The following is an 18,856-nucleotide window of genomic DNA, read 5'->3' as shown; positions in this document are numbered from 1 at the left end:
GTATGACAACGCCCAGACCGTTACACGAGCCCGCGCTCGTCCGGGAACGCCTGGTGCGGTTTCTCCGCAGCGCCCGGGAGAGCCAGCGGCCCTGGTCACAAAACGACGTGGCCCGTGCGATTGGCAAGTCGGCCGCGCTGATCTCCGCGTTCGTGAACGACGACGCGCGCGGCGATGTGCAGGATCTCTGTCTTCGGCTCACGGCGTTCCTCGACCGACAGGACGAAAAGGCCAAGGCCGGGGACCTCACGCTGCCCTATGTCGAGATCCGTCAGGCGCAGATCGCGACCGAGACGTTGCAGTATGCGGCCGTGCATCAGGAGATCGTCGCGTTGATTGGCGATTCGGGACGCGGGAAGACGATGGCCATTCGGCGGTTCCTCGCCACCGATCCGGCCTCGGTGCTCGTCGAGGCGAGCCGGATTCACGGGCCCTCCGCCGTGATGCAGGAGATCTGTCTCGCGCTCGGCGAGCACGACCGCGGCCGGCAGATCGCGCTCTTGAAGCGGATCGTCTATCGCCTCAAGACCACGCCACGGCTCCTGATCGTGGACGAGGCGAACACGCTGGGCTACGCGGCCTTGGACATCCTGCGGACGATCCACGATCGCACCGGGACCGGGATGGTCCTGGCGGGAACCACGATGTTGGAGGCGAAGCTGGTCGGCACCACGCCGGAGGCGGAGCAGCTCGCCCGCCGGGTTATTTTCAGGCGACGGCTTCCGGAGTTCACCGACGAGGATGCGGCGCAGCAGATCGCCGCGACCCTGCCACATCTCGACGCGCGCGAAGTACTCACCGTCTTCGATCCACGGCCGAAGTCCTCGCCGGCGCGCGTGGCGAATGTGTTGAAGGTCTCCGCCAAGATCGCCGGGGGGCTGGACAGAGTCACCCTCACGCACATCAAGAGCGCGCTCAAGCTGGTGGCGTAAATGGACAATCACGGCATCGATCATCTGGAGCGTCGACTCGCAGCCGCGCTGCGCCGCGCGCATTGGCCGATGACGGGCGGGGATCCGGTGTGTCCCCGCTGCTATGACGGGGAGCACCTGAAGATCGATCGGAAGTCATTGAGCCAGGTCTATCCCGCCTGCCGGAAGTACTTCTGCCGGGCGTGTGAGTATCGCTTCAGCGACTTGGTTGGCACGCCGCTCGAACACTCGTGGGTGCCCCTCAAGCTCTGGGCGACCGTCGCCCTCGCAGTGGCCGAGGGGCGCCCCGTGCGCGCGCTGCCGGGTGTCGACGAGATTGGCCGTAAGTATCGGCGACGGTTGGTTGCGGCAGAGGAGCGCCTGAAGGCCTCCAATATGGCGCAGGCCTGGGCCGCCGAGCTCCGACGGATCGGCTTTAAGGGCGGGCGCGTGGTGGTGAGTCGTGAGGCACGGAGGACGGCATGAGAGGCTTTTCGATTCACGTCCGAACCGAGCGGAGGGCCGATGAGGCGCCGGGGTTCGTGATCGTGCTGATGGACGGCGAGGGCGGGCTGATGAAGATGCACGACCAGGGCGAGGACGCCTGCGCCTCCTTCGCCGGCGCCGTTCGCCTGTTGCAAGGGCTGCCCGCATGAAGCCGGACGCGGAAGCCGTGGCCTTCTGGTCGATCCTCGGCGTCGTGGCGGTTGGCATCGGCCTGCTGTGGTGGGCGCAGCTTCAGGCTATGTGGGAGAGCACGGCATGTCTCAAGTAACGACGCCGGCGCCGGCGACGATCGAGATCACGTTCACGGCCGAACAGGCAAGCGACCTGATCGATGAGATCGCCGTCCTCGTCGGCGCGACTGCGATCGACACGAGCCAGACGCCGACCGTGAACAAGCTCAGCAATACCCTGATCCACGAGCTCCAGCAGCTCACCGGGGTGCGAAAGGTGATGGTGCGGCGATGAGGCTCCTGCTGAGCCCTCAGCCATCAGCAGTCAGCGACGCGCGCGTGCTCGGCCAGCCGATCCGCGCGCGCTGCATGGGCAGCCACTGCGCGACACCCGAGGAACCGCTCTTTCTCGTGCTCGCCCGACGCCAGGGGCAGCTCGGCGGCCTGGCCCTCTGTCGGCGGTGCCGCGATCGGCGGAACCAAATCATCCGGGACCATCTCGCGCCCCTCACCGACGGCACGCACGGCTTACGGTTGTTGGAGTCACGCGCATGACCCTGCAGGACATCGAGCAGCTCGCGAAGAAGTACGCCGACGCGCGTGGGCTGTTGAGCGAGCGCGTCCAGGACTGCCAGGCCGAGATGGAAGCGGTGAAGCGGCAAGCGCTCCCCGGCATCAAGGGCGCGCTCGCGAGGGCCGTCGTCGCACACGCGCAGCTCGTCTCCGCCGTCGAGCAACACCCGGAGCTGTTCGAGAAGCCCAAGACGCAGATCTTCCACAACATCAAGGTCGGCTATCGCAAGGGCAAGGGCAAGCTCGAGTGGGAGGATGACGACGTCCTGGTCGCCCGGATCGAGAAGCGCTTTGCGGATCAACCGGAGCTCATTGAGCAGCTCATCATCGTCAAGAAGAAGCCGAGCAAGGCCGGCCTCGAAGAGCTCGACGCCGCTGAGCTGCGACGTCTGGGGGTCACCGTGGAGGACGCGGGCGATCAGGTGCAGGTGAAGCCCGTCGACGGGGCCGTGGAAAAGCTCGTGAACGCGCTGTTGAAAGATGCACTCGATGAGGCCGCAGCATGAAAGCAGTCACGCTGCATCAGCCGTGGGCGAGCCTCATCGCTTGGGGTGAGAAGCAGTACGAGACGAGATCGTGGGGCACTCGGTACCGTGGGCCGCTCGCCATACACGCGAGTCGTCGGTGGCCCTTGAAGGAACGCTCGATGTGCTGGCGCCTCGACTTTGTCCGCGTGCTGATCCGTCATGGCATCGAACACCCGAGTGATCTCCCTCTGGGCGTGATTCTCTGCGTCGTCGAAGTCCAGGACGTGGTGAGGACCGAGTTGCTTTGCGGATTGAGCGACCAGGAAAGGGCTTTCGGAAATTATGCACCCGGTCGGTTCGCTTGGCAGTTGGGTCATGTTGCGAGGCTCATGAGACCATTGCCGTGTCGTGGCCGTCAGGGGCTCTGGGATGTCCCGCCAGAGATCGAACACGCGTTGCGGGGTGGAGAAGGACGGGAAGGGGCGCGTCTTGGCGCGCCTGGGGAGGGGTGGGTGAGATGACCGCTCGTTTGGCTCATAACCAAAAGGTCGCTGGTTCGAGTCCAGCCCCCGCAACCACCTTGGCCCGCGCGGAGCACGAGCTGCGCATGCAGAACCTGCGGGTGCTGGTGACGCTCTGTCCGATCGAGGAGCTGGGTCGGATCACGGAGGCGATGCGGATGGAGATGGGACGCTGCGGGGAGTTCGGGTGCTTCACCGTGCTCTTCGAGGAGGCGCGATGACGGCCACCGTGGCGATCGAGATGTCCGCCGAGGAGCGTGCCGTCTGGCGCGAGATCCAGCGACACGAAGGGCGAGCCAGCGCCCTGTCCCTTGAGCATCTCGCCGCTGTGACAGCGATTGCGCCGCGCATCGTGCAACGGATCGTTAAGCATCTCATCGAGCATCATCATTGCCCGATCGGGAGCGCCACCGGGGAGCCTCATGGGTACTACGTGATCCGCACCACAGACGAACAAACACGCGCCGAGCGGCAGCTCGAGCACCGCATCATCAAGACCGCGCAGCGCTTAGCGGCGTTGAGGAAGAACACTCCGGCGGACGTCTTGGGCCAACTGACCATGGAGCTAACTCAGTCATCATGAATGATCGCCCCGATATCGACGACCGCGGCCTGGACGTCCTCGCGCAGATGCTGATCGAGCTGCTCGAAGTGCCGCTCACCCGGCTGAGCCAACCGGAGGTGCAGGCCTGGCTCCGCGCCGCGCTGCTCTGCGTCGACGGGCTGCCGAGCGAGACGCGTGACCGCTGGCTCACGGTGGTGACGCGGCGAGTGATCGCCACGTGGCCGGACCTCGGGATGCATGAGGCGAATCTCAAGCGGGATCTCGGCTCCATGATGGCCGACGCGGGCCAGGAGTGGCGGCGGTGGAAAGCCGTTTACGCGCCCGAATCGGCGAAGGTGCAGTCATGAAGAACCGCCACGGCATCGCCATCCTCGATCGGCCTATCCGTCCACGGGATCGCGCGCCGCAGCCGCAGACCAAGCCTGCGGCGCCGCTCCTGGCCGATCTGCCGATCCCCAGATGCGCGGGCGACGGCTGTACCAAGCGCGGGCTGATCAGCCGCGATGCCGAGCGCTGGTATTGCCCGGACTGTCTGACGCCGGCGCTTATCCGTGAGGGCCGCGCATGAGAGCGGGGGCCAGCATGCTGGCGCTCGCGCGCCTGACTGATGAGGACGTGCTGGCGGATCTCCGCCGCGTGGCTGAGCGCGTCGGCGGGCCCCTCCGCATCTCCGATTACCGGCCACACGGCCGGGTCTCGCCCGAGTTCCTGATCCGCCGGTTCGGGAGTTGGTCGAACGCGAAACGCCTCGCGGGACTGATGAAGGAGAATCACTCGGCGTTCGCTGAGGACGCCGAGTTCAAGCGCGCGCAGGCGGCCCGCCGCAAGCGACGCGTCTGCCTGAAGTGCGACGAGACCTTTTTCTCCGCCGGCCCGCACAACCGGATTTGCGAGCGCTGCCAGCTCTCGCCCGAATGGCGGCGTGGCGATCAGACGGGCGGCGCCATCGGGTCCCGCCGGCGCTGGCGAGAAGCGTGCCAATGACTGACAGCGGACTCGTGCGGCGGCTCGCCACAATAGTGTTCATCGAGTCACATTCGCAGAAGGAGACGGCACCATGAGCATGCGACGATGGACCACAGGCCTGGCGATGGCCCTCACGCTCGTCCTGGCCGGCACGGCGAGCGGGGCCCTGCTGACGATCGAGAAGCAAGACGGATCCGTGCTGCGGATCCCGGGAGAGGACATCGTGACGATGCGGTACGAGGTCCAGCGAGTGACGACCACGGCGGCCGTCCCGGAGCTGTCTCGCTGGGAAAGCTTGATGGCGCAGTATGGGCAGCAGCACTGTAAGACGCTGAGAGATACCAGCAAGGAATTCAACGCGCGCTTCGAAGCCGTCTACTACGACGCCGCCCGCATAGCCTACCAGATTGCCGACTATCTCCAAGCGAAGGGGCAGGACCCGGCCGAGTGGCGCGCGTGCGCGGAGGCGGCCGTGCTCGTCTACCGTGACGGCTACTTGAAGCCGAATCAGTACAAGGCCGCCGGCTGGATGATCTTTCCCCATGGCTTGGTCGAGCACCATCGCCGCACCCAGGATGCCGCGTCCAAGGAGGCGCTCATCGGGATGGCGACGGCCGCGGCGTATGCGAACGAATACCCGCTGTCCTGGACCGCCGGGATCGATCGCAGCCGAGAAGTCGCCTACAACCTGATGGCCAAGTTGTACGCACGAGATCTCGGCGGCACGCCGGCGCGCATTCCGGAGTTGACCGAGCAGGCACTGGGCCATGTGCGCGAGTGGACGCAGATCCTCGACGGTACGATCGCGCAGCCGACGGAGAAGCAGTATGTCCGGCCCTTCATGGTCGGGCTGACCGCCGAGGCCTTGATCGAAGCCGACCGGCGCAGCAAGGACGGCAGAGCCCTCGCCGCGCTCAAGCCGCTCTTGGAGTTGATGTGGGAGAAGCTGTGGGTGCCGGACGCGCGGGCCTTCCGCTACACCGATCGGCAGCTCAACCACGGGGGCACCGATCCCAAGCCGGACCTCGATGGCTTGATCGCGCCTGCCTACGCGTGGGTCTACGCGCAGACCGGGGAGACGGTGTGGCGGGATCGCGCCGATCAGATCTTTGCCGGCTCCGCCACCGGGGCCTGGCTCGCGGGGGCCAAGCAGTTCAACCAGAGCTACCGGTGGACGTTCGACTATCTCAAGTGGCGCGAGGGGAAACGGTGAGGCGACGCCGAGTCCGCGAGCGGAACTACTGCCCGTGCTGTAGCCGCGAGATCGCCCGGCGCCGCGAGGTCTGCCGCGCGTGTGAGGGACATCTCGCGCCCGACGACGGCCGGCCCCCGTGGGAGCGGACCTACTTCGCGGTCCACGGCAAAGACTGTCCGTATCAGTGGCACCCGGTCCGATGACCAGAGGAGTGGCACCATGAACATTGCAGCACGCTCGGTTCTCCTTACCCTCATGATCGCCGGCCTCTGTGTCGGGTTTGTCTTCGCCGCCGAGCCGACCCTGGTCGTGGGAAAGGCATGCATCCTCTTCTGGACCGCGAACACCGAGCCGGATCTCGCCGGCTATCGGTTGTATCTGAGCGTGGACAGCCAGCCGCGACCGACCGTTGAGATCACGGCGCCGGCGACGAGCATTCCGTGCGGGCAGGCGGGCATCGCCCAGGAGGGCGCTTGGAAGGCGGAGCTCACCGCGTATGACCAGGCGGGGAACGAGAGTGATCGCTCGAAGGCGGTGGTCTTCATCCAGGATCTCACCGGACCGGCGGTGCCGAGCGGCGTCGGCGCACGGATCGCGATCACGACCACCACCACGACCACGATCACGGTGCCCTAAGCATGCTGCGTGCGCTGCGTCACAACAGCCCGACGGATCGCCCCGGCCTGATCAAGGCCATTCACGCGGCCGCCCGCGAGCTCGGCGTCGATACCGACACCCGGAAGGTCATGCAGCAGAACCTGGTCGGCGTCGAGAGCTGTAAGGACATGAGCCTCACGCAGTTGAGAAAAGTCTATGGCTCGCTCTCGGTGATGCAGCAGGGCCTGCCGCGGCGGAAACCGACGCGCCGCGGCCGCGACGAGCGCCGACCGGACGAGGTGGCAAGCGTCGAGCAGGGCCGCATGATCCAACATCTGTTCGACGATCTGGGAATCCCGGAAGTCGGCACGGCGCGCATGAATCTCAGCCGCCGCACCTGCGGGCAGTCGTGGCCGCAGACCCGCGAGGAGGCGAACAAGGTCATCGAGGCACTGAAGGCGATGAGAGAGCGGGGCTGGAAGGCGAGGAACGCGGGTCCTGTCGCCGCATGCGATGCACGCGAGGAGGCAGAGGACCTGATGGGCAGCATCAGACGGTGTGGTGAATTCATGACTCAGCCAGGAAGGGTTAAATGTTGATCGTGAGATTCCCCTCCGGCCTCGCCGTCACCTATAACGACGCGAACAAGGCCTAGGAGCAGGAATGACGCACAAGGTGACGATCCAGGTCAATGAGATCGGTCAGGGCAAGCTCTTCGTGGACGACATCGACCTGTCTAACTACGTGCGGAGCGTGGCCTTCCGGGCAACTGTCGGAGGCGCACCGGAGCTCACCGTCGTGGTCCTCGAGATTCCCGGTGTCGCGATTGAGTGTCTCGCGCAGGCGGGCGTGACGCTCCAGTTGCCGGATACTCAGGCGCAGGAGCAGGAATGAACGCGACGGGTTTCTTCGAGGGGCGCGCTTGACCAAGGTCGAGGACTGGTCCGACGAGGAAGTCTTGGCCGAGCTGGATCGCATCAAGAAGCACGGTCACGGTACGTTGACAGTCAAAGTGACCGATCATAGAGTGAGCGACGTTGAGCTGCTGATCCGCAAGCGGAAGGCGGCCCGCGCGAGCGACAAGTAACGCGCCGCGCGTCCTGATCGAGCATATCTTCACGGGTGATCGGACCACCGAAGCCCGGTTGAAGAGGCGTTGATGGCCTCTTTGACCGGGCTTTTTTATTGCGCACGACATGAACTGGCACGACGGCCTCCATCCCGAGCTGAAGGACAAGGTGACGCGGCTGCTGCACTGCTGCGCGGAACACTCGCAGCTCGGCAAGGCCGGGCTCTCGGTGGTCATTACCGAGGGTCGCCGCGATGATCTGACGCAGGCTCGCTACTTCTGCCAGGGCCGCACGCCCTCCGAAATCGCGGCCGAGCTGGACGCGGTGGACGCCGACCAGCGGACACGGGAGATGATGTTCCGCGCGATCGCCGAGATCTTCGGCCTGAATGCGCTCCCGGAGATGCGGGCGCCGGGTCGCATCATCACGCATGCGCTCCCGTACTCCGGCCCCCACTGCCTCGGTGTCGCCGTCCACTTCGTGATCAAACGCGGCCCGCGGGTCCTCTATCCCGAGGCCCCGTGGGAGATCGTCGGCGGGATCGCCCAATCCCGGATCGGGCTCGTCTGGGGCGGCGCGTGGAAGATGCGCGACCTGGCCCACCTGGAGCTCCATCGCACCCGGTGGCCGAAGCCCACAACCCAGGAGGCGGCATGATCCGATTGGCCGTGCTCAGCCTCGCGCTCGTCATCGCGTCTGTCGGGCCCGTGCTGGGCTTCGACTCAGCGCTCAGCACGCAGCCCTCAGCACTCGTCTCCTGGGACGTCCTGGAGAACGGTCTCTGCGAGCTCGGGCTCGATCGGGACGGCGACGGCGTGGCGGATGGGACGGAGCTGCACGTGGTCGCCTGGTCGTCCCGCTCCGCGCTCTCGGACGGCGCGCTCGATGAGCTGGCGGGACGCGATCACGTGTGGCTCTTTCTCGTCGAAGAGGACGACGGAACGTTTGTCTATGCGGTCCACATCTCTCCGCTCTTCGTGTGTGAAGAGCGCTGTGAAAGGAGCAACCGATGAAGGGATGGAAAACCTGGGTGGCGGCAGTGGGCGCAATCGCGTGGGGCGTGGGCGGGCTGCTCGGTGGTGTCCATGATGCCGACGTCGCCATGGGGTTTGTCACCACCGGCTTGGGCCTCGTCGGCATCGGCCACAAGCTGGAGAAGCTCGGCCAGAGCTGATGGTGGAAATTCTCGCGGTCCTCGGCGCGCTCGTGCCGCTGCTGGCCGCCCTCATCGAGACCTGGAACGGGACGCGCCCGGCCCGACGCCGCGCGCAGCAGGAGAGCGCGTATGACCGAGATCTGGCCCGAGCCGAGACGGCGATCAGCACCGGCGACGCCGAGGTGCTCACGGAGCTGTTCGACACCGAACGTCGGCTGGGCGTTCGCGACCGTGGGCTTGATCCTCGCGGTGGTAACGCTCGCGAGCGGCTGCGAGACACGGAGGCCGGTGTTGACCGCGGATCGTGAGATCACGGCGCTGGCGGATGGCGGGTACCGCGTGACGGCGAGCTGGCTCAAGGAGCGGTACGAGTTGGAGCGCACCCTGCGGCTGCGGGTGGAGCGGTGCGAGGAGGGACACTGATGACCTGGATGGCGATGCTGCTGTGTGCCGCGCTGACGCTCGGCAGCTTCATCAACGGGCTGGCGCAGGAGCTCCCGCCGCCGGCCCCGATCAACGGTGAGCCGTCGATCTTCGGGCTGACGTTCGCGCAGCTCATGACGTTGATCAGCAATCTCGGCCTCGGCGGCATCGTCTTCGTGATCTGGTTCCACGGGTTCAAGCGGCAGACGGCCTTGGAGGACTTGATCAAGCGCTACGACGACACGCAGCGGGCGCATCTGGAGGCGTTCAGGGCCATCAACGAGGCCTACCGGCAGCTCGCAACGGACACGAAGGACACGATGATCCTGAACATTCAGGTGCAGACGCGGCTCGTCGAGAAGCTCGAAGCGATGGAGCGGACCCATGGCAAGTGAAGAGCGACTCCTCAACCTCGGCCGGTTGCAGGAAAAGGAACAGCAAGCCCGCCTGCTGGCCATCAAGATCCACCGGCTGAAAGACGAAATCCGGCGTGAGACTGACCCGCACCGCCGGATCGAGGACCTCAACGTCACGGCGTTGCGCGTCGCCCTCGAGGATCTGGGCACGGCAAACGCCAGGTACGAACAGCTGCTGAGTGAGATTGCCGCGCTCCGCGAGGATCTCGGGCTGCCGAGGTACGAGCACTAACGGGAAAGGGCGCGTCTCGGCGCGCCTGGGGTTGGGTGGGTGTGATGGGAGCCACACGAAAAACGCGCAGCCGCGTCGAGGACCTGGGCGTCCAGGACCTGGTCGATCAGCTCTTCGAAGCCAATGCGACGTATGAGCAGATCAGCAAGGCGATCGAAGAGCAGACCGGCCAGCGCATCTCCGACTCCGCGCTCTCTCGGTATCGTCAGCGGTGGTCGGACGCACGCGCGCGCCTCCAGCAGGTGCAACACGAGGTCGAGGCCATCATGGGCGTCCTCGGCGCGAAACCCGACGCGAATTTCAAGGACGCGGCTATGGGGCTCTTCTGGTCGAAGCTGCTCCGGCGGATGGCGGAAGCGGATGCGACGTTCGACCGGGCCGACATGGTGGAGCTGGGCCATCTGCTCGTGAAGGCCGTGCGGCTGAACCAGAACACGGACGCCTTGCAGCTCCAGCGCGAGCGCCTGGACCTGCTCAAGCAGAAGATCACGACCACGGCCGAGAAGGTCGAGGCCCTGGGGCGGGCCAAGAATCTGGACGAAGAGACGTTGAGGAAGATCCGCGAGGAGATCTACGGCCTCGCGCCCGCGGCATAGCCATGGCGATCATTCAGCTTACGAAATACCAGCAGGCGTCGGCGCGGGTGAAAGCCCGCTTTCGGCTCAAGCGGTGGTGCCGCCAGAGCGGGAAGACGTTCGAGGAGACCCGCGAGATCGCGGATGATGCCCATGGCCGTCGGACGGGCTGGGTGATTCTCTCCCGCGGCGAGCGGCAATCCAAGGCCAACATCGAGCAGACCGCCCTCCACTGCAAAGCCTACGGCGCCGCCGCGACGCCGCTGGAGGATACCTGGGAGGGTGAGCACGGGAAGTACAAATCCCTGCGGATCGATCTGCCGAATGGCTCCTGGATCATGGGCCTGCCGGCCAACCCGGACACGGCCCGCGGCTTCTCCGCGAACGTCTACCTGGACGAGTTCGCCTTCCACAAGGACAGCCGGAAGATCTGGACCGCGCTCTTCCCGATCATCACGCGCGGCTACCAGCTCCGGATCACGTCCACCCCGCAAGGCAAGCAGAACAAGTTCTACGACCTCGATACCGATTGGTCGAAGAAGGCCAAGGACGACCCGCGCTACCACACCTCCAAGCTCGACATCTTCGACGCGGTGGCCGGCGGCCTGGAGCTGCGCGACGAAGAGGGCCGGCTCACGACGCCCGAGGATCTCCGGGCGGCGATGGGCGACGACGACGCGTTCGATCAGGAATACCTCGTCCTCTACATCGACGAAGCGACGGCCTTTCTCTCCTACGAGCTGATCGCGAGCTGTGAAGATCCCGAGCTCGCGGCGACGGCCGGCCTCGCGTTCAAGACCGGCGGGACCCCCGAGATGAGCGGCGAGTGCCTGTGGGCGCCGGTGCTCTTCGAGAAGGCGATCGAGCTGTATCAGCTCTACCTCGCGACGAAGCTGATGCCTCCCGCCGTGGAGCTGCTCGATCCCACCGTCATTAATGCCGAGGCGCTCTACCTGGGGATGGACATCGGCCGCAAACGGGACCTCTCCGAGATCTGGCTGAACCGGGACAAGGACGGCACCCAGGAGACGGTGGTGGTGATCACGATGAAGCGCACGCCGTTCTTCATCCAACGCGCGGTGCTCTTCTCCCTCCTCGCCCATCCGATGCTCCGGCGCGCGTGTCTGGATCAGAGCGGCCTCGGACTCCAACTGACCGAAGAAGCGATCGAGCGGTTCGGCGCGACCAAGGTCGAGGGCATCGACTTCACGACCGCGAACAAGGAACTACTCGCGACCGGCTGCAAGCAGAAGATGGAAGACACGCTCGTGCGGATTCCGGCCGAGGTGGCAATCCGGAATTCCCTGCACAGCGTCCGGAAGTACGGGACGGGCACGGGGCACTTTCGGTTCGACGCCGAGCGGACGGATAAGACCGGGCATGCGGACAAGTTCTGGGCGCTGGCCCTGGCGCTCCATGCCGCCTCCGCGTCCGGCCCGCCGGCGGCTGTGGCGACCCAGGAGCCGACGGTCCGGGACGTGCGCGAGGACCGGGGTCGGGTGCTGGTCGGCGGGGGCATGAATCGGTGGCGGCAGGAACGGTCCAGGATTTGGACTCCAACGGGGAGGGGGTAGGAATGGTCAAGGCGACGGGTCATCGACGCTCTGAGAGGCAGCTAGAACCGGGTACCCGGTTCATTTGCGAGCAGTGCCGGACCGAGTTTCAACCGAAGAACCGAAACGGCGTCAAGGCGAGGTTCTGCAAGGACGCGTGCCGGACCGCGTGGAAGAACGGTCAACGTCTTCAGGGCGCGGCCTTATTAAAGAAGAAGGCGAAGGGCGCGAAGCCCCGTCGCTCCAACGCGCCCGTCTTCGACCGCCGTGTCTCTCAGACCATCGCGCTGAATCTGATCCCCGCCGCCGAACGCCCGGCCCTGCTCGCCCAGGCGGCCGAGCGGCTCGGGCTCACCGAGAGCCCGGTCCTCCAGGCCGCGCGGGCCGCCCGGCGGATCTGCGACCAGACGATTGCCCAAGGCCGGCCGTCCCCGTTCAAGTCCCCGGACGAGATCCGGGTAATGATCGAGCAGACAACCGACCCTGAACGGCGGTTGAAGCTCGAAGCCATGCTGGGCGTGATCGAAGCGAGGACGGCCGCCGCATGACCTGGGGCTCGCTCAAAGAGCGGATCGTCACGCGCGTCTTCGGTGACGTGCTCGCCGCCCGGGTGCAGCAGGCGGTGCAGGCGGCTCTCACCCGCGAAGAGCCCGCGCGCGCGGAGCAGACCCTCTCGCCCTTCGCGGCCCTCCAGGACCCGTCGCTCTACGGCTTCCGGCGACTGACGGGGGCCGGGCAGGACAATCCGCGCGACCTGCCGGTGATGACGCAGGAGCGCATGCAGCAGGTGGCGTACTTCCTCTACCTCACGAACCCGATGGCGCAGTGGTCCATCGAGATGATGAAGGACTACCTCCTCGGGGAAGGCGTGACGCTCAAGGCGGAGGACGAGGCGACGCAGGCCGTCGTGGAGGCGTTCTGGAGCGATCCGGTGAACCAGTGGGACCTCAAGCTGGAGAACAAGGTCCGGGAGCTTGCGATCTATGGGGAGCAGTGCTGGCCCGCGTTCGTCGCGCCAGGGACCGGGCGCGTGCGCCTCGGCTACCTCGATCCCTGCTTGATCGACACGGTCGTGCTCGATCCGGACAACGCGGAGCAGGCCATTGGGGTCATCACGCGGAAGCAAGAGGGGCTGTTCAACATCCCGGAGCGCCGCTACCGGGTGATCCTCGACCTGACCGAAGAGGAGCTGATGCCGGCCGCCCAGCGGCTGCGCGCCCAGTTCACGGACGGCGAGTGCTTCTACTTCGCGATCAACAAGGTCAGCAACGGCTCGCGCGGGATCTCCGATCTCATGGCGAAGGCCGACTGGCTCGACGGCTACGAGCAGTTCCTCTTCCAGCGCCTGGAACGCGCCGACCTCGCCAACCGCATCGTCTTCGATCTCACGCTCCAAGGCTTCACGCAGGAGCAGATCACCGCGTTCATGAAAGGCTTCCAGCTCCCGAAGCCGGGCGGCGTCCACGCACACAACGAGAAGGTGACGTTGGAGCCGAAGGCGCCCGATCTCAAAGCGTCCGACGCGTCGGTGGACGCGCGGCTGTTCAAGCATCAGGCGCTCGCGGGCTATCCCGAGCACTGGTACGGCGGCGGCGGCGATGTGAACCGCGCGACCGCAGGCGAGATGGACGAGCCCACCTTCAAGCGCTTTCAGAGTCGCCAGAAGTTCGTGAAGGCGATGGTGCTCCAGACCGTGCGCTACCAGATCCGCATGGCGAAGCAGATGGGGGCGCTCGCCCAGGCCGCGAACGAGACCGTCGCGGTGATCTTCCCCGAGATGGTCCGCGCGGACTTGAGCAAGGTCGGCAGCATCGTGCAGCAGGCGGCCGCGGCGGTGTCGGTCATGCTGCGCGACACCCTGATCACAAAGGCCGAGGCCCGCACGATCCTCACTGTCGTGGTGAAGGCGCTGGGCGTGGAGCTCAAGGAGATGAGCGACAAGGAGTTGGCCGTGCTGGCGCAGGACGAAACCTTCCGGGACGCCGCACAGGATTATCTCGACCGCCCGAGCGGGCGCGAGGCGCCACCCGACCCCGAGCGGCGCGAGCCGCCGGAGGAGACGCCGGCCGAGCAGGCGGCGCTCCTCGAGGAAGTGCACGCGATCCTGCGGAGCGTCGAGCGCCGGCTCGTGTCCGTCGAGGCGAGGCAGGCCGCGCCGGCCACGGCGGCCGCGCCGACTCCACCGGCGCCGGCGCCGCTGCCCATTCAAGTCAATGTCGAGACCAAGCGGGAGCCGGCGCCGGCCACGCGCCGGCACTACGCGATCATCCGCGACGCACAAGGCCGGGCCACCGCGATCGAAGCCACCACCGTGCAGGAGGCGGGCTGAGATGCAGACCCTCATCTATTCCGCCCGGCTCGATGTGCTCGTGCAGCTCTTCGCCCAGCCGACGCGCTTCGACTGGCGTCTGCTGCTCGTCCGCGACACCTACCGGCCCGAGGCGACCCACGCCGTGGTGGACGATGCGACCGATGCGGCGCCGGCGGCGCACGAGCTCCAGCGACCTGGCTATCAGCGGCAGCCGCTGTCGAATGTGTCCTTGGTCCGTGATCGCGTCGGTCGGCTCGTCTTGCTCGCCGATCCGGTCGAGTGGCGACTCGGCGCGGGCGAGCCGATCGCCGGGGCCGTGCTCTATCAGGACGTGGGGGTCGATGCGCTCAACCCGCTCGTCGCGTTCTACCCGCTCGTCGATCAATCCGGGGGTGTCCGGTTGGAGTGGGCCGAGGCCGAGGCCGGCGGGGTGCTCGTGCTGGAAGGAGTGGCGGCATGATCTGGATCCTGTCCTCGCTGCGTGCCGCCTGGCTCGATGGGACGGCGATCTTCGCGCGCTGGGGCGGCCGTGCGGTCGCGGCCGCTGAGGCCCAGCCGGCGCAGGGCGGCGGGCGAAGTCGTCGGCGGCTCCGGCGCACCCGGCTCACGAGCCCCGCAGTCGTCAGGGTGGCCGCCGGGCGGCTGTCCATCCGCGCGGGACTCGCACGCCTCACGGCGATCGCCGAGTCCACGGTGGAGCCCGCCGCGCCGGTTCTTCAACGCGTGGAGACCCCGGTCGACGCCGCTCCGATGCCGGCATGGCAGGACGTGCGGCTGGCGCAGCGGATCGTCCTCGAGGCCGAGCTGGTGCGCGTACTCGCGGCCGAGCAAGCCGACGCGCCGGCGGTCTCCTTGGCCGACGATGCCGACGAGCTGCTGACGCTCGTGCGGCTGATCGAGGACCAGGAGCTGGTGGACCGGTGAGCGAACGCGACGACGCCAGGAAGATCCAGGAGCTGCAGCGCAAGCTGCGGCGCGGCGAGGTGGACAAGGGCGTGCGGCGGATGCTGGCGCTGCTCGAGGCGGCCCGCCGCGAGGTGGTCGCGGAGATCGCCGATACCGACTGGGACCGGTTCTACCTGCCACGCATGACGGCGGCGATCGATCGGCATCTCGACCAGTGGCGCGATCTCGCGCTGCGCGATCTCACGAGCGCTCAGGCGACGTTCTGGGAGCTGGGCGCGGCGGCCACGAACGCGACGATGGCCGTCATGGGCGTCGGCGCACGCTTCCCCGAGCTGCCGACGTCGCTGCTCCAGACGCTGACCGCGAAGACGTCCCAGCGGATTGGGGGCCTGACGCAGAGCGCGAAGGACCGCATCGACCGCACGATCGCGACCGGGCTCTTGTCCGGCCGGCCTCGCCACGAGGTGATCGAGCAGATCGGGCGGCATCTCACGTTCGGCGCGGGATCGGGGAAGCCGCAGGGGCTCTTCGGCTCGATCGGCGCGCGCGCGACGTTCATCTATCAGCAGGAAGTGGGCATGGCCTACGCGACGGCCCAGGAGCTCCGGCGGCAACAGGCGGCCAAGTATGCCCCGGAGCTCAAGAAGGTCTGGAAGCACGACGGGCACCCCATTAAGCCGAGGCCCGACCACGTCGCGATGCACGGACAGGTGCGCGACCAGGACGAGGCGTTCCTCAATCCGATCACGGGCGAGGAGCTGGACTATCCCCGCGATCCGAACGCCGACATCAGCGAGACCGCCGGCTGCACGTGTGATGTGGTGCTGTGGCGCCCGTTGTACGGCGACGTGCGGGAGTTCATCGGCCCGGCGACGGGCCGCGAGGCAGTGGAGCAGCAGGCGGCATAACCCAACCAAGGAGGATGCGATGGAACTCGGGACGAACGTGAAACTGGAACAGGTCAGGGCCGCGATCAAGGGGTTGAAGTTCCGGACCAACCAAGAGCAGCGGGGCGAGGACGAGCAGGGCAAGGAGAGCGTCCGCTATGTGCCCGTGCTCCGGGAGATGACCGAAGAGGACGTGCTGAAGGTCCGCCGCGACGGCGACGCGCTGATCATCGTCAGCAAAGACGGGATGAAGCATCGGGTCTCGGGCCGTGGCGGCGAGTCGACGATGAAGTCCCCGACGTCGCCGGCGAACCCGTCCGCACCGCCCGTGCCGCCGGCGGCCTGATCGCACGATTGTTGACGACGAGGGAAGGAGGAGGCGGATGCCGAAGACCACGCAAGCCGAGATCCCGAACACGATGCCGCTGGAGGAGCTGCGCGCCAAGGTGTGCGAAGCGCTCAAGGCCAAGTTCCCGGAGAGCGGCTACCCGGGTTTGCTCATCGAGCAGCTCTTTGCCGATCGCGTGATCGTGCGCGACCAGGAGGGGAAGCTCTGGCAGTACCCGTACACGCTGGCCGAGCACGCGGTCACGCTCGGGGAGCCGACGGCCGTCATGGTGGAGTACGTGCCGGCGCGTCAGGCTACTGGAACCGGGGACATCCGCCTGCTGCAAGCCAAGGATAAGGACGGCTGGGAGTGGGAGGTACTGATCATCAAGCCCGGCCTCGGCGCGAACGGCCAGTACTTCCCCGCCGACACGCTCCAGCAAGCGGCGCCGCTGTTCGAGGGCGCGCGGGTCTTCTGTCTCGACGACAGCCAGCATTCGCGGACCCGGGACAAGTCGGCGAAGCAGATCGTCGGGTGGATCGATCAGGCGCGCTATGTCGAGGGGCGCGGCGTGGTCGGCCGGCTGCATCTGCTCCAGACCGCCGACTGGTTGCGCCACAACCTGCTCGACTCGCACGCCGAGCGGCCGGATCTCTACGGCCTCTCCGTCGATGCGCCGGGGCAGGCGATCACGAAGACGATTCAGCAGGCCGGGCAATCCCTGCCGGTCCAGTGGTTCACCAAAATCCTGCCGCCCGTGACCGTGGACGTGGTGTGGAATCCCGGCACGCCAGGCGGCTTTCAACGGGCGCTCAACGCCGTGCAGGCGGGCGCCACATCAGAGGAGGAGCGCATGAAAGAGAAGTTGCTCGCCATCCTACAGGCCAAGCGGCCGGACCTGTATGCGAAGACTGACCCGGCCGCGGTGACCGAGGAGCAGCTCCTGACACTCCTCGATGAGGCGGTGCCGGCGCCGGCGAGCGGCGGGACGCCGGCGCAGACGCAGCAGGCGGCTGCCCTGAGCGAGGCGGACCGCGCCGTCATCCGCCAGGCGCAGGTGACGATGTGGAACGGGCAGGTGCGCGAGCTCTTGGCCGAGAGCAAGCTCCCCGAGGTGATGCAGGCGAGCCTGCGGAAGCGCTTCATGGACGTGCCGGGGGACCTCGCGCACGTGAAGCAGGCGATCGCCGAGGAGCGCGATATCCTCGCCGCGCTGAGCCAGAGCGGGCGCGTGCAGGGCTTGGGCTACGCCCACGACACGCTCGTCGAGGGCGAAGCGGAGCGCCTGCAGGCGAGCATGGACAAGCTGTTGGGCGCCGACTCGAAGTCGGATGCCCCGGCCTTCCGCTCGCTCCGGCAGGCCTACGTGAAGATCACCGGCGATGTCGATCTCGCCGGGCGGCCGCCAGCCGGGCGCGAGCAGTACGCCGAGCGCATGAGCCAGGCCGTGCAGTCGTACTGGCGCAACGGCATTGGCGAGCCGGGCTACGAGCAGCCGGGCTTCGTCCGGATCGCGCAGTCCCAGAACGCGGCCGCGTGGCCCACGATCCTGGGCAACTCGCTCTACCGCCGGCTGATGAAGGATTACGCCGCAGTGAACTACGGCGAGGATCGGATCATCTCGCTGCGGCGCCGGGCGACGGACTTCCGCACGCTCGAAGCGCAGCGGTTGAAGTACGCCGCGGATCTGCCGGTCGTCGATCCGGAGACGGCCGACTATCCCGAGGCCGCCACCCTCGGCGAAGAGCAGGTGAGCTACGCGGTGAGCACCCGCGGGCGGCTCATGACCGTCACGCGCAAGACGATCATCAACGATGATCTCGGCGCGGTGATCCGGTTGCCGCAGCGGGAAGGCCGGGCTGCGCGGCGCACGTTCGCGCGCTTCATCTGGAACCTGCTCATCAGCAACGCCACCTACGATGTGGACAGTCTCGCGATCTTCCACGCGTCGCACGGGAACCTCGGGTCCACGGCGTTGACCGCCAATGCGGCGGGCATCACCGAGCTGATGGCGGCGGCGCAGCAGCTCATGGACATGACCGAGCCGGGCTCCGGCGAGAAGCTGGGCGGCGCGTACTGGGACGCGCGGCTCCTGCTGTCGGTGCCGACGACGCTCGCGGGGACCGCGAAGCAGATCAACCAGAGCCCCGGCATTCCGGGCGCGGCGAACGAGGGCGACAACCCGGCCTATGGGATGTTCGGCGATCCGGAGAAGCCGGAGCGGATCCTTGTGAACCCGCTCTTCACCGATGCGAACGACTGGTACCTGACGCGCGACCCGCAGGAGGTCGACCTCATCGAGGCCGCGTTCCTGAACGGCCAGGAGACGCCGGAGGTGTTTCTCGCCGATCAGCCGACCGTCGGCCAGATGTTCCTCGCCGACAAGGTGCAATACAAGATCCGCTTCGAGTTCGGCGCCGACATTCTGGACTTCCGCGGCGGGCGCAAGGCCGTCGTGGCGTAGACGCGCTGACCCGCGTGAATCCGGATCCGGATTCACGCGGGCGCGCACACCTCGCTCAGCAGC

Annotated in this window: 35 protein-coding genes; all 35 read left to right on the top strand. The window is 67.0% G+C overall.

All coding sequences use genetic code 11. The annotated features are described in order from the left end of the window. The first annotated feature begins 2 nt into the window (after positions 1–2). A complete protein-coding gene (locus ACWHYV_RS19330; protein WP_447978120.1) occupies positions 3–932 on the top strand; it encodes an AAA family ATPase in 930 nt (309 codons plus the stop codon). Continuing rightward, positions 933–1,397 carry a hypothetical protein gene (locus ACWHYV_RS19325; RefSeq protein WP_447978119.1) on the top strand — a complete coding sequence of 155 codons (465 nt, stop codon included), beginning with the start codon at positions 933–935 and terminating at the stop codon, positions 1,395–1,397. Further along, positions 1,394–1,567 (top strand): hypothetical protein, encoded by a 174-nt coding sequence (locus ACWHYV_RS19320; protein ID WP_447978118.1) that lies wholly within the window; start codon positions 1,394–1,396, stop codon positions 1,565–1,567. The genes ACWHYV_RS19325 and ACWHYV_RS19320 overlap by 4 nt, the downstream gene beginning before the upstream one ends. Beyond that, complete coding sequence (locus tag ACWHYV_RS19315; RefSeq protein ID WP_447978117.1) at positions 1,564–1,686, top strand: hypothetical protein; 123 nt, start codon at positions 1,564–1,566, stop codon at positions 1,684–1,686. The genes ACWHYV_RS19320 and ACWHYV_RS19315 overlap by 4 nt, the downstream gene beginning before the upstream one ends. Next, a complete protein-coding gene (locus tag ACWHYV_RS19310; RefSeq protein ID WP_447978116.1) occupies positions 1,674–1,883 on the top strand; it encodes a hypothetical protein in 210 nt (69 codons plus the stop codon). The genes ACWHYV_RS19315 and ACWHYV_RS19310 overlap by 13 nt, the downstream gene beginning before the upstream one ends. Further along, complete coding sequence (locus ACWHYV_RS19305) at positions 1,880–2,143, top strand: hypothetical protein (RefSeq protein ID WP_447978115.1); 264 nt, start codon at positions 1,880–1,882, stop codon at positions 2,141–2,143. The genes ACWHYV_RS19310 and ACWHYV_RS19305 overlap by 4 nt, the downstream gene beginning before the upstream one ends. Next, the gene (locus ACWHYV_RS19300; RefSeq protein ID WP_447978114.1) at positions 2,140–2,667 is read left to right on the top strand and encodes a host-nuclease inhibitor Gam family protein; all 528 of its coding nucleotides are present in this window, start codon (positions 2,140–2,142) and stop codon (positions 2,665–2,667) included. The genes ACWHYV_RS19305 and ACWHYV_RS19300 overlap by 4 nt, the downstream gene beginning before the upstream one ends. Then, the gene (locus ACWHYV_RS19295) at positions 2,664–3,149 is read left to right on the top strand and encodes an ASCH domain-containing protein (protein ID WP_447978113.1); all 486 of its coding nucleotides are present in this window, start codon (positions 2,664–2,666) and stop codon (positions 3,147–3,149) included. Before ACWHYV_RS19300 ends, ACWHYV_RS19295 begins: the two co-directional genes overlap by 4 nt. 86 nt (positions 3,150–3,235) lie before the next feature. Beyond that, entirely contained in the window at positions 3,236–3,370 is a 135-nt protein-coding gene (locus ACWHYV_RS19290) for a hypothetical protein (RefSeq protein ID WP_447978112.1), read from the top strand. After that, on the top strand, positions 3,367–3,732 hold the full coding sequence (locus ACWHYV_RS19285; protein WP_447978111.1) for a hypothetical protein: 366 nt from the start codon (positions 3,367–3,369) through the stop codon (positions 3,730–3,732). The genes ACWHYV_RS19290 and ACWHYV_RS19285 overlap by 4 nt, the downstream gene beginning before the upstream one ends. Beyond that, positions 3,729–4,061: a hypothetical protein gene (locus tag ACWHYV_RS19280; protein ID WP_447978110.1), complete on the top strand. Its 333-nt coding sequence runs from the start codon at positions 3,729–3,731 to the stop codon at positions 4,059–4,061. Before ACWHYV_RS19285 ends, ACWHYV_RS19280 begins: the two co-directional genes overlap by 4 nt. After that, positions 4,058–4,282: a hypothetical protein gene (locus tag ACWHYV_RS19275; RefSeq protein ID WP_447978109.1), complete on the top strand. Its 225-nt coding sequence runs from the start codon at positions 4,058–4,060 to the stop codon at positions 4,280–4,282. The genes ACWHYV_RS19280 and ACWHYV_RS19275 overlap by 4 nt, the downstream gene beginning before the upstream one ends. Then, positions 4,279–4,698: a homing endonuclease associated repeat-containing protein gene (locus tag ACWHYV_RS19270; RefSeq protein ID WP_447978108.1), complete on the top strand. Its 420-nt coding sequence runs from the start codon at positions 4,279–4,281 to the stop codon at positions 4,696–4,698. The genes ACWHYV_RS19275 and ACWHYV_RS19270 overlap by 4 nt, the downstream gene beginning before the upstream one ends. Positions 4,699–4,771: 73 nt before the next feature. Continuing rightward, positions 4,772–5,893 carry a hypothetical protein gene (locus ACWHYV_RS19265; protein ID WP_447978107.1) on the top strand — a complete coding sequence of 374 codons (1,122 nt, stop codon included), beginning with the start codon at positions 4,772–4,774 and terminating at the stop codon, positions 5,891–5,893. Continuing rightward, the gene (locus ACWHYV_RS19260; protein ID WP_447978106.1) at positions 5,890–6,078 is read left to right on the top strand and encodes a hypothetical protein; all 189 of its coding nucleotides are present in this window, start codon (positions 5,890–5,892) and stop codon (positions 6,076–6,078) included. The genes ACWHYV_RS19265 and ACWHYV_RS19260 overlap by 4 nt, the downstream gene beginning before the upstream one ends. 16 nt (positions 6,079–6,094) lie before the next feature. Further along, a complete protein-coding gene (locus ACWHYV_RS19255) occupies positions 6,095–6,511 on the top strand; it encodes a hypothetical protein (protein ID WP_447978105.1) in 417 nt (138 codons plus the stop codon). A 2-nt stretch (positions 6,512–6,513) separates the two neighbouring features. After that, on the top strand, positions 6,514–7,071 hold the full coding sequence (locus ACWHYV_RS19250) for a phage protein GemA/Gp16 family protein (protein ID WP_447978104.1): 558 nt from the start codon (positions 6,514–6,516) through the stop codon (positions 7,069–7,071). 64 nt (positions 7,072–7,135) lie between these two features. Next, on the top strand, positions 7,136–7,366 hold the full coding sequence (locus ACWHYV_RS19245) for a hypothetical protein (protein ID WP_447978103.1): 231 nt from the start codon (positions 7,136–7,138) through the stop codon (positions 7,364–7,366). A gap of 28 nt (positions 7,367–7,394) precedes the next feature. Further along, a complete protein-coding gene (locus tag ACWHYV_RS19240; protein ID WP_447978102.1) occupies positions 7,395–7,559 on the top strand; it encodes a hypothetical protein in 165 nt (54 codons plus the stop codon). A gap of 109 nt (positions 7,560–7,668) precedes the next feature. Further along, positions 7,669–8,199, top strand: a complete 531-nt coding sequence (locus ACWHYV_RS19235; protein WP_447978101.1) for a hypothetical protein — start codon at positions 7,669–7,671, stop codon at positions 8,197–8,199. Beyond that, a complete protein-coding gene (locus tag ACWHYV_RS19230; RefSeq protein WP_447978100.1) occupies positions 8,196–8,555 on the top strand; it encodes a hypothetical protein in 360 nt (119 codons plus the stop codon). The genes ACWHYV_RS19235 and ACWHYV_RS19230 overlap by 4 nt, the downstream gene beginning before the upstream one ends. Then, the gene (locus ACWHYV_RS19225; RefSeq protein ID WP_447978099.1) at positions 8,552–8,716 is read left to right on the top strand and encodes a hypothetical protein; all 165 of its coding nucleotides are present in this window, start codon (positions 8,552–8,554) and stop codon (positions 8,714–8,716) included. Before ACWHYV_RS19230 ends, ACWHYV_RS19225 begins: the two co-directional genes overlap by 4 nt. After that, positions 8,716–9,006 (top strand): hypothetical protein, encoded by a 291-nt coding sequence (locus tag ACWHYV_RS19220; RefSeq protein ID WP_447978098.1) that lies wholly within the window; start codon positions 8,716–8,718, stop codon positions 9,004–9,006. The genes ACWHYV_RS19225 and ACWHYV_RS19220 overlap by 1 nt, the downstream gene beginning before the upstream one ends. Then, entirely contained in the window at positions 8,990–9,121 is a 132-nt protein-coding gene (locus ACWHYV_RS19215) for a hypothetical protein (protein WP_447978097.1), read from the top strand. The genes ACWHYV_RS19220 and ACWHYV_RS19215 overlap by 17 nt, the downstream gene beginning before the upstream one ends. Beyond that, positions 9,121–9,516 carry a hypothetical protein gene (locus ACWHYV_RS19210; protein WP_447978096.1) on the top strand — a complete coding sequence of 132 codons (396 nt, stop codon included), beginning with the start codon at positions 9,121–9,123 and terminating at the stop codon, positions 9,514–9,516. Before ACWHYV_RS19215 ends, ACWHYV_RS19210 begins: the two co-directional genes overlap by 1 nt. Beyond that, entirely contained in the window at positions 9,506–9,769 is a 264-nt protein-coding gene (locus ACWHYV_RS19205) for a hypothetical protein (RefSeq protein WP_447978095.1), read from the top strand. The genes ACWHYV_RS19210 and ACWHYV_RS19205 overlap by 11 nt, the downstream gene beginning before the upstream one ends. 44 nt (positions 9,770–9,813) lie before the next feature. After that, positions 9,814–10,365, top strand: a complete 552-nt coding sequence (locus ACWHYV_RS19200) for a phage protein Gp27 family protein (protein WP_447978094.1) — start codon at positions 9,814–9,816, stop codon at positions 10,363–10,365. A 2-nt stretch (positions 10,366–10,367) separates the two neighbouring features. After that, positions 10,368–11,918: a terminase large subunit domain-containing protein gene (locus ACWHYV_RS19195; RefSeq protein WP_447978093.1), complete on the top strand. Its 1,551-nt coding sequence runs from the start codon at positions 10,368–10,370 to the stop codon at positions 11,916–11,918. 2 nt (positions 11,919–11,920) lie between these two features. Beyond that, positions 11,921–12,445 (top strand): hypothetical protein, encoded by a 525-nt coding sequence (locus tag ACWHYV_RS19190; protein ID WP_447978092.1) that lies wholly within the window; start codon positions 11,921–11,923, stop codon positions 12,443–12,445. Further along, entirely contained in the window at positions 12,442–14,226 is a 1,785-nt protein-coding gene (locus ACWHYV_RS19185; RefSeq protein WP_447978091.1) for a hypothetical protein, read from the top strand. The genes ACWHYV_RS19190 and ACWHYV_RS19185 overlap by 4 nt, the downstream gene beginning before the upstream one ends. 1 nt (position 14,227) lies before the next feature. Next, a complete protein-coding gene (locus ACWHYV_RS19180; RefSeq protein WP_447978090.1) occupies positions 14,228–14,668 on the top strand; it encodes a hypothetical protein in 441 nt (146 codons plus the stop codon). Beyond that, on the top strand, positions 14,665–15,132 hold the full coding sequence (locus ACWHYV_RS19175; protein WP_447978089.1) for a hypothetical protein: 468 nt from the start codon (positions 14,665–14,667) through the stop codon (positions 15,130–15,132). The genes ACWHYV_RS19180 and ACWHYV_RS19175 overlap by 4 nt, the downstream gene beginning before the upstream one ends. Beyond that, entirely contained in the window at positions 15,129–16,022 is an 894-nt protein-coding gene (locus ACWHYV_RS19170) for a hypothetical protein (protein WP_447978088.1), read from the top strand. The genes ACWHYV_RS19175 and ACWHYV_RS19170 overlap by 4 nt, the downstream gene beginning before the upstream one ends. 19 nt (positions 16,023–16,041) lie before the next feature. Then, a complete protein-coding gene (locus tag ACWHYV_RS19165; RefSeq protein ID WP_447978087.1) occupies positions 16,042–16,347 on the top strand; it encodes a hypothetical protein in 306 nt (101 codons plus the stop codon). Between the two features lie 37 nt (positions 16,348–16,384). Further along, positions 16,385–18,793 carry a phage major capsid protein gene (locus ACWHYV_RS19160; RefSeq protein ID WP_447978086.1) on the top strand — a complete coding sequence of 803 codons (2,409 nt, stop codon included), beginning with the start codon at positions 16,385–16,387 and terminating at the stop codon, positions 18,791–18,793. Positions 18,794–18,856: the final 63 nt, after the last annotated feature.

The sequence above is a fragment of the Candidatus Nitrospira bockiana genome (assembly GCF_965152565.1).
Note: the sequence above shows the minus strand (reverse complement) of the source record. Positions and strands in the feature narration are given on the sequence as shown.

Excerpts from the sequence above, each read along its gene's own strand:
- ACWHYV_RS19330 (WP_447978120.1), top strand. The coding sequence starts at position 3 with ATGACAACGCCCAGACCGTTACACGAGCCCGCGCTCGTCCGGGAACGC.
- ACWHYV_RS19325 (WP_447978119.1), top strand. The coding sequence starts at position 933 with ATGGACAATCACGGCATCGATCATCTGGAGCGTCGACTCGCAGCCGCG.
- ACWHYV_RS19320 (WP_447978118.1), top strand. The coding sequence starts at position 1,394 with ATGAGAGGCTTTTCGATTCACGTCCGAACCGAGCGGAGGGCCGATGAG.
- ACWHYV_RS19315 (WP_447978117.1), top strand. The coding sequence starts at position 1,564 with ATGAAGCCGGACGCGGAAGCCGTGGCCTTCTGGTCGATCCTCGGCGTC.
- ACWHYV_RS19310 (WP_447978116.1), top strand. The coding sequence starts at position 1,674 with ATGTCTCAAGTAACGACGCCGGCGCCGGCGACGATCGAGATCACGTTC.
- ACWHYV_RS19305 (WP_447978115.1), top strand. The coding sequence starts at position 1,880 with ATGAGGCTCCTGCTGAGCCCTCAGCCATCAGCAGTCAGCGACGCGCGC.
- ACWHYV_RS19300 (WP_447978114.1), top strand. The coding sequence starts at position 2,140 with ATGACCCTGCAGGACATCGAGCAGCTCGCGAAGAAGTACGCCGACGCG.
- ACWHYV_RS19295 (WP_447978113.1), top strand. The coding sequence starts at position 2,664 with ATGAAAGCAGTCACGCTGCATCAGCCGTGGGCGAGCCTCATCGCTTGG.
- ACWHYV_RS19290 (WP_447978112.1), top strand. The coding sequence starts at position 3,236 with ATGCAGAACCTGCGGGTGCTGGTGACGCTCTGTCCGATCGAGGAGCTG.
- ACWHYV_RS19285 (WP_447978111.1), top strand. The coding sequence starts at position 3,367 with ATGACGGCCACCGTGGCGATCGAGATGTCCGCCGAGGAGCGTGCCGTC.
- ACWHYV_RS19280 (WP_447978110.1), top strand. The coding sequence starts at position 3,729 with ATGAATGATCGCCCCGATATCGACGACCGCGGCCTGGACGTCCTCGCG.
- ACWHYV_RS19275 (WP_447978109.1), top strand. The coding sequence starts at position 4,058 with ATGAAGAACCGCCACGGCATCGCCATCCTCGATCGGCCTATCCGTCCA.
- ACWHYV_RS19270 (WP_447978108.1), top strand. The coding sequence starts at position 4,279 with ATGAGAGCGGGGGCCAGCATGCTGGCGCTCGCGCGCCTGACTGATGAG.
- ACWHYV_RS19265 (WP_447978107.1), top strand. The coding sequence starts at position 4,772 with ATGAGCATGCGACGATGGACCACAGGCCTGGCGATGGCCCTCACGCTC.
- ACWHYV_RS19255 (WP_447978105.1), top strand. The coding sequence starts at position 6,095 with ATGAACATTGCAGCACGCTCGGTTCTCCTTACCCTCATGATCGCCGGC.
- ACWHYV_RS19250 (WP_447978104.1), top strand. The coding sequence starts at position 6,514 with ATGCTGCGTGCGCTGCGTCACAACAGCCCGACGGATCGCCCCGGCCTG.
- ACWHYV_RS19245 (WP_447978103.1), top strand. The coding sequence starts at position 7,136 with ATGACGCACAAGGTGACGATCCAGGTCAATGAGATCGGTCAGGGCAAG.
- ACWHYV_RS19235 (WP_447978101.1), top strand. The coding sequence starts at position 7,669 with ATGAACTGGCACGACGGCCTCCATCCCGAGCTGAAGGACAAGGTGACG.
- ACWHYV_RS19230 (WP_447978100.1), top strand. The coding sequence starts at position 8,196 with ATGATCCGATTGGCCGTGCTCAGCCTCGCGCTCGTCATCGCGTCTGTC.
- ACWHYV_RS19225 (WP_447978099.1), top strand. The coding sequence starts at position 8,552 with ATGAAGGGATGGAAAACCTGGGTGGCGGCAGTGGGCGCAATCGCGTGG.
- ACWHYV_RS19220 (WP_447978098.1), top strand. The coding sequence starts at position 8,716 with ATGGTGGAAATTCTCGCGGTCCTCGGCGCGCTCGTGCCGCTGCTGGCC.
- ACWHYV_RS19210 (WP_447978096.1), top strand. The coding sequence starts at position 9,121 with ATGACCTGGATGGCGATGCTGCTGTGTGCCGCGCTGACGCTCGGCAGC.
- ACWHYV_RS19205 (WP_447978095.1), top strand. The coding sequence starts at position 9,506 with ATGGCAAGTGAAGAGCGACTCCTCAACCTCGGCCGGTTGCAGGAAAAG.
- ACWHYV_RS19200 (WP_447978094.1), top strand. The coding sequence starts at position 9,814 with ATGGGAGCCACACGAAAAACGCGCAGCCGCGTCGAGGACCTGGGCGTC.
- ACWHYV_RS19195 (WP_447978093.1), top strand. The coding sequence starts at position 10,368 with ATGGCGATCATTCAGCTTACGAAATACCAGCAGGCGTCGGCGCGGGTG.
- ACWHYV_RS19190 (WP_447978092.1), top strand. The coding sequence starts at position 11,921 with ATGGTCAAGGCGACGGGTCATCGACGCTCTGAGAGGCAGCTAGAACCG.
- ACWHYV_RS19185 (WP_447978091.1), top strand. The coding sequence starts at position 12,442 with ATGACCTGGGGCTCGCTCAAAGAGCGGATCGTCACGCGCGTCTTCGGT.
- ACWHYV_RS19180 (WP_447978090.1), top strand. The coding sequence starts at position 14,228 with ATGCAGACCCTCATCTATTCCGCCCGGCTCGATGTGCTCGTGCAGCTC.
- ACWHYV_RS19175 (WP_447978089.1), top strand. The coding sequence starts at position 14,665 with ATGATCTGGATCCTGTCCTCGCTGCGTGCCGCCTGGCTCGATGGGACG.
- ACWHYV_RS19165 (WP_447978087.1), top strand. The coding sequence starts at position 16,042 with ATGGAACTCGGGACGAACGTGAAACTGGAACAGGTCAGGGCCGCGATC.
- ACWHYV_RS19160 (WP_447978086.1), top strand. The coding sequence starts at position 16,385 with ATGCCGAAGACCACGCAAGCCGAGATCCCGAACACGATGCCGCTGGAG.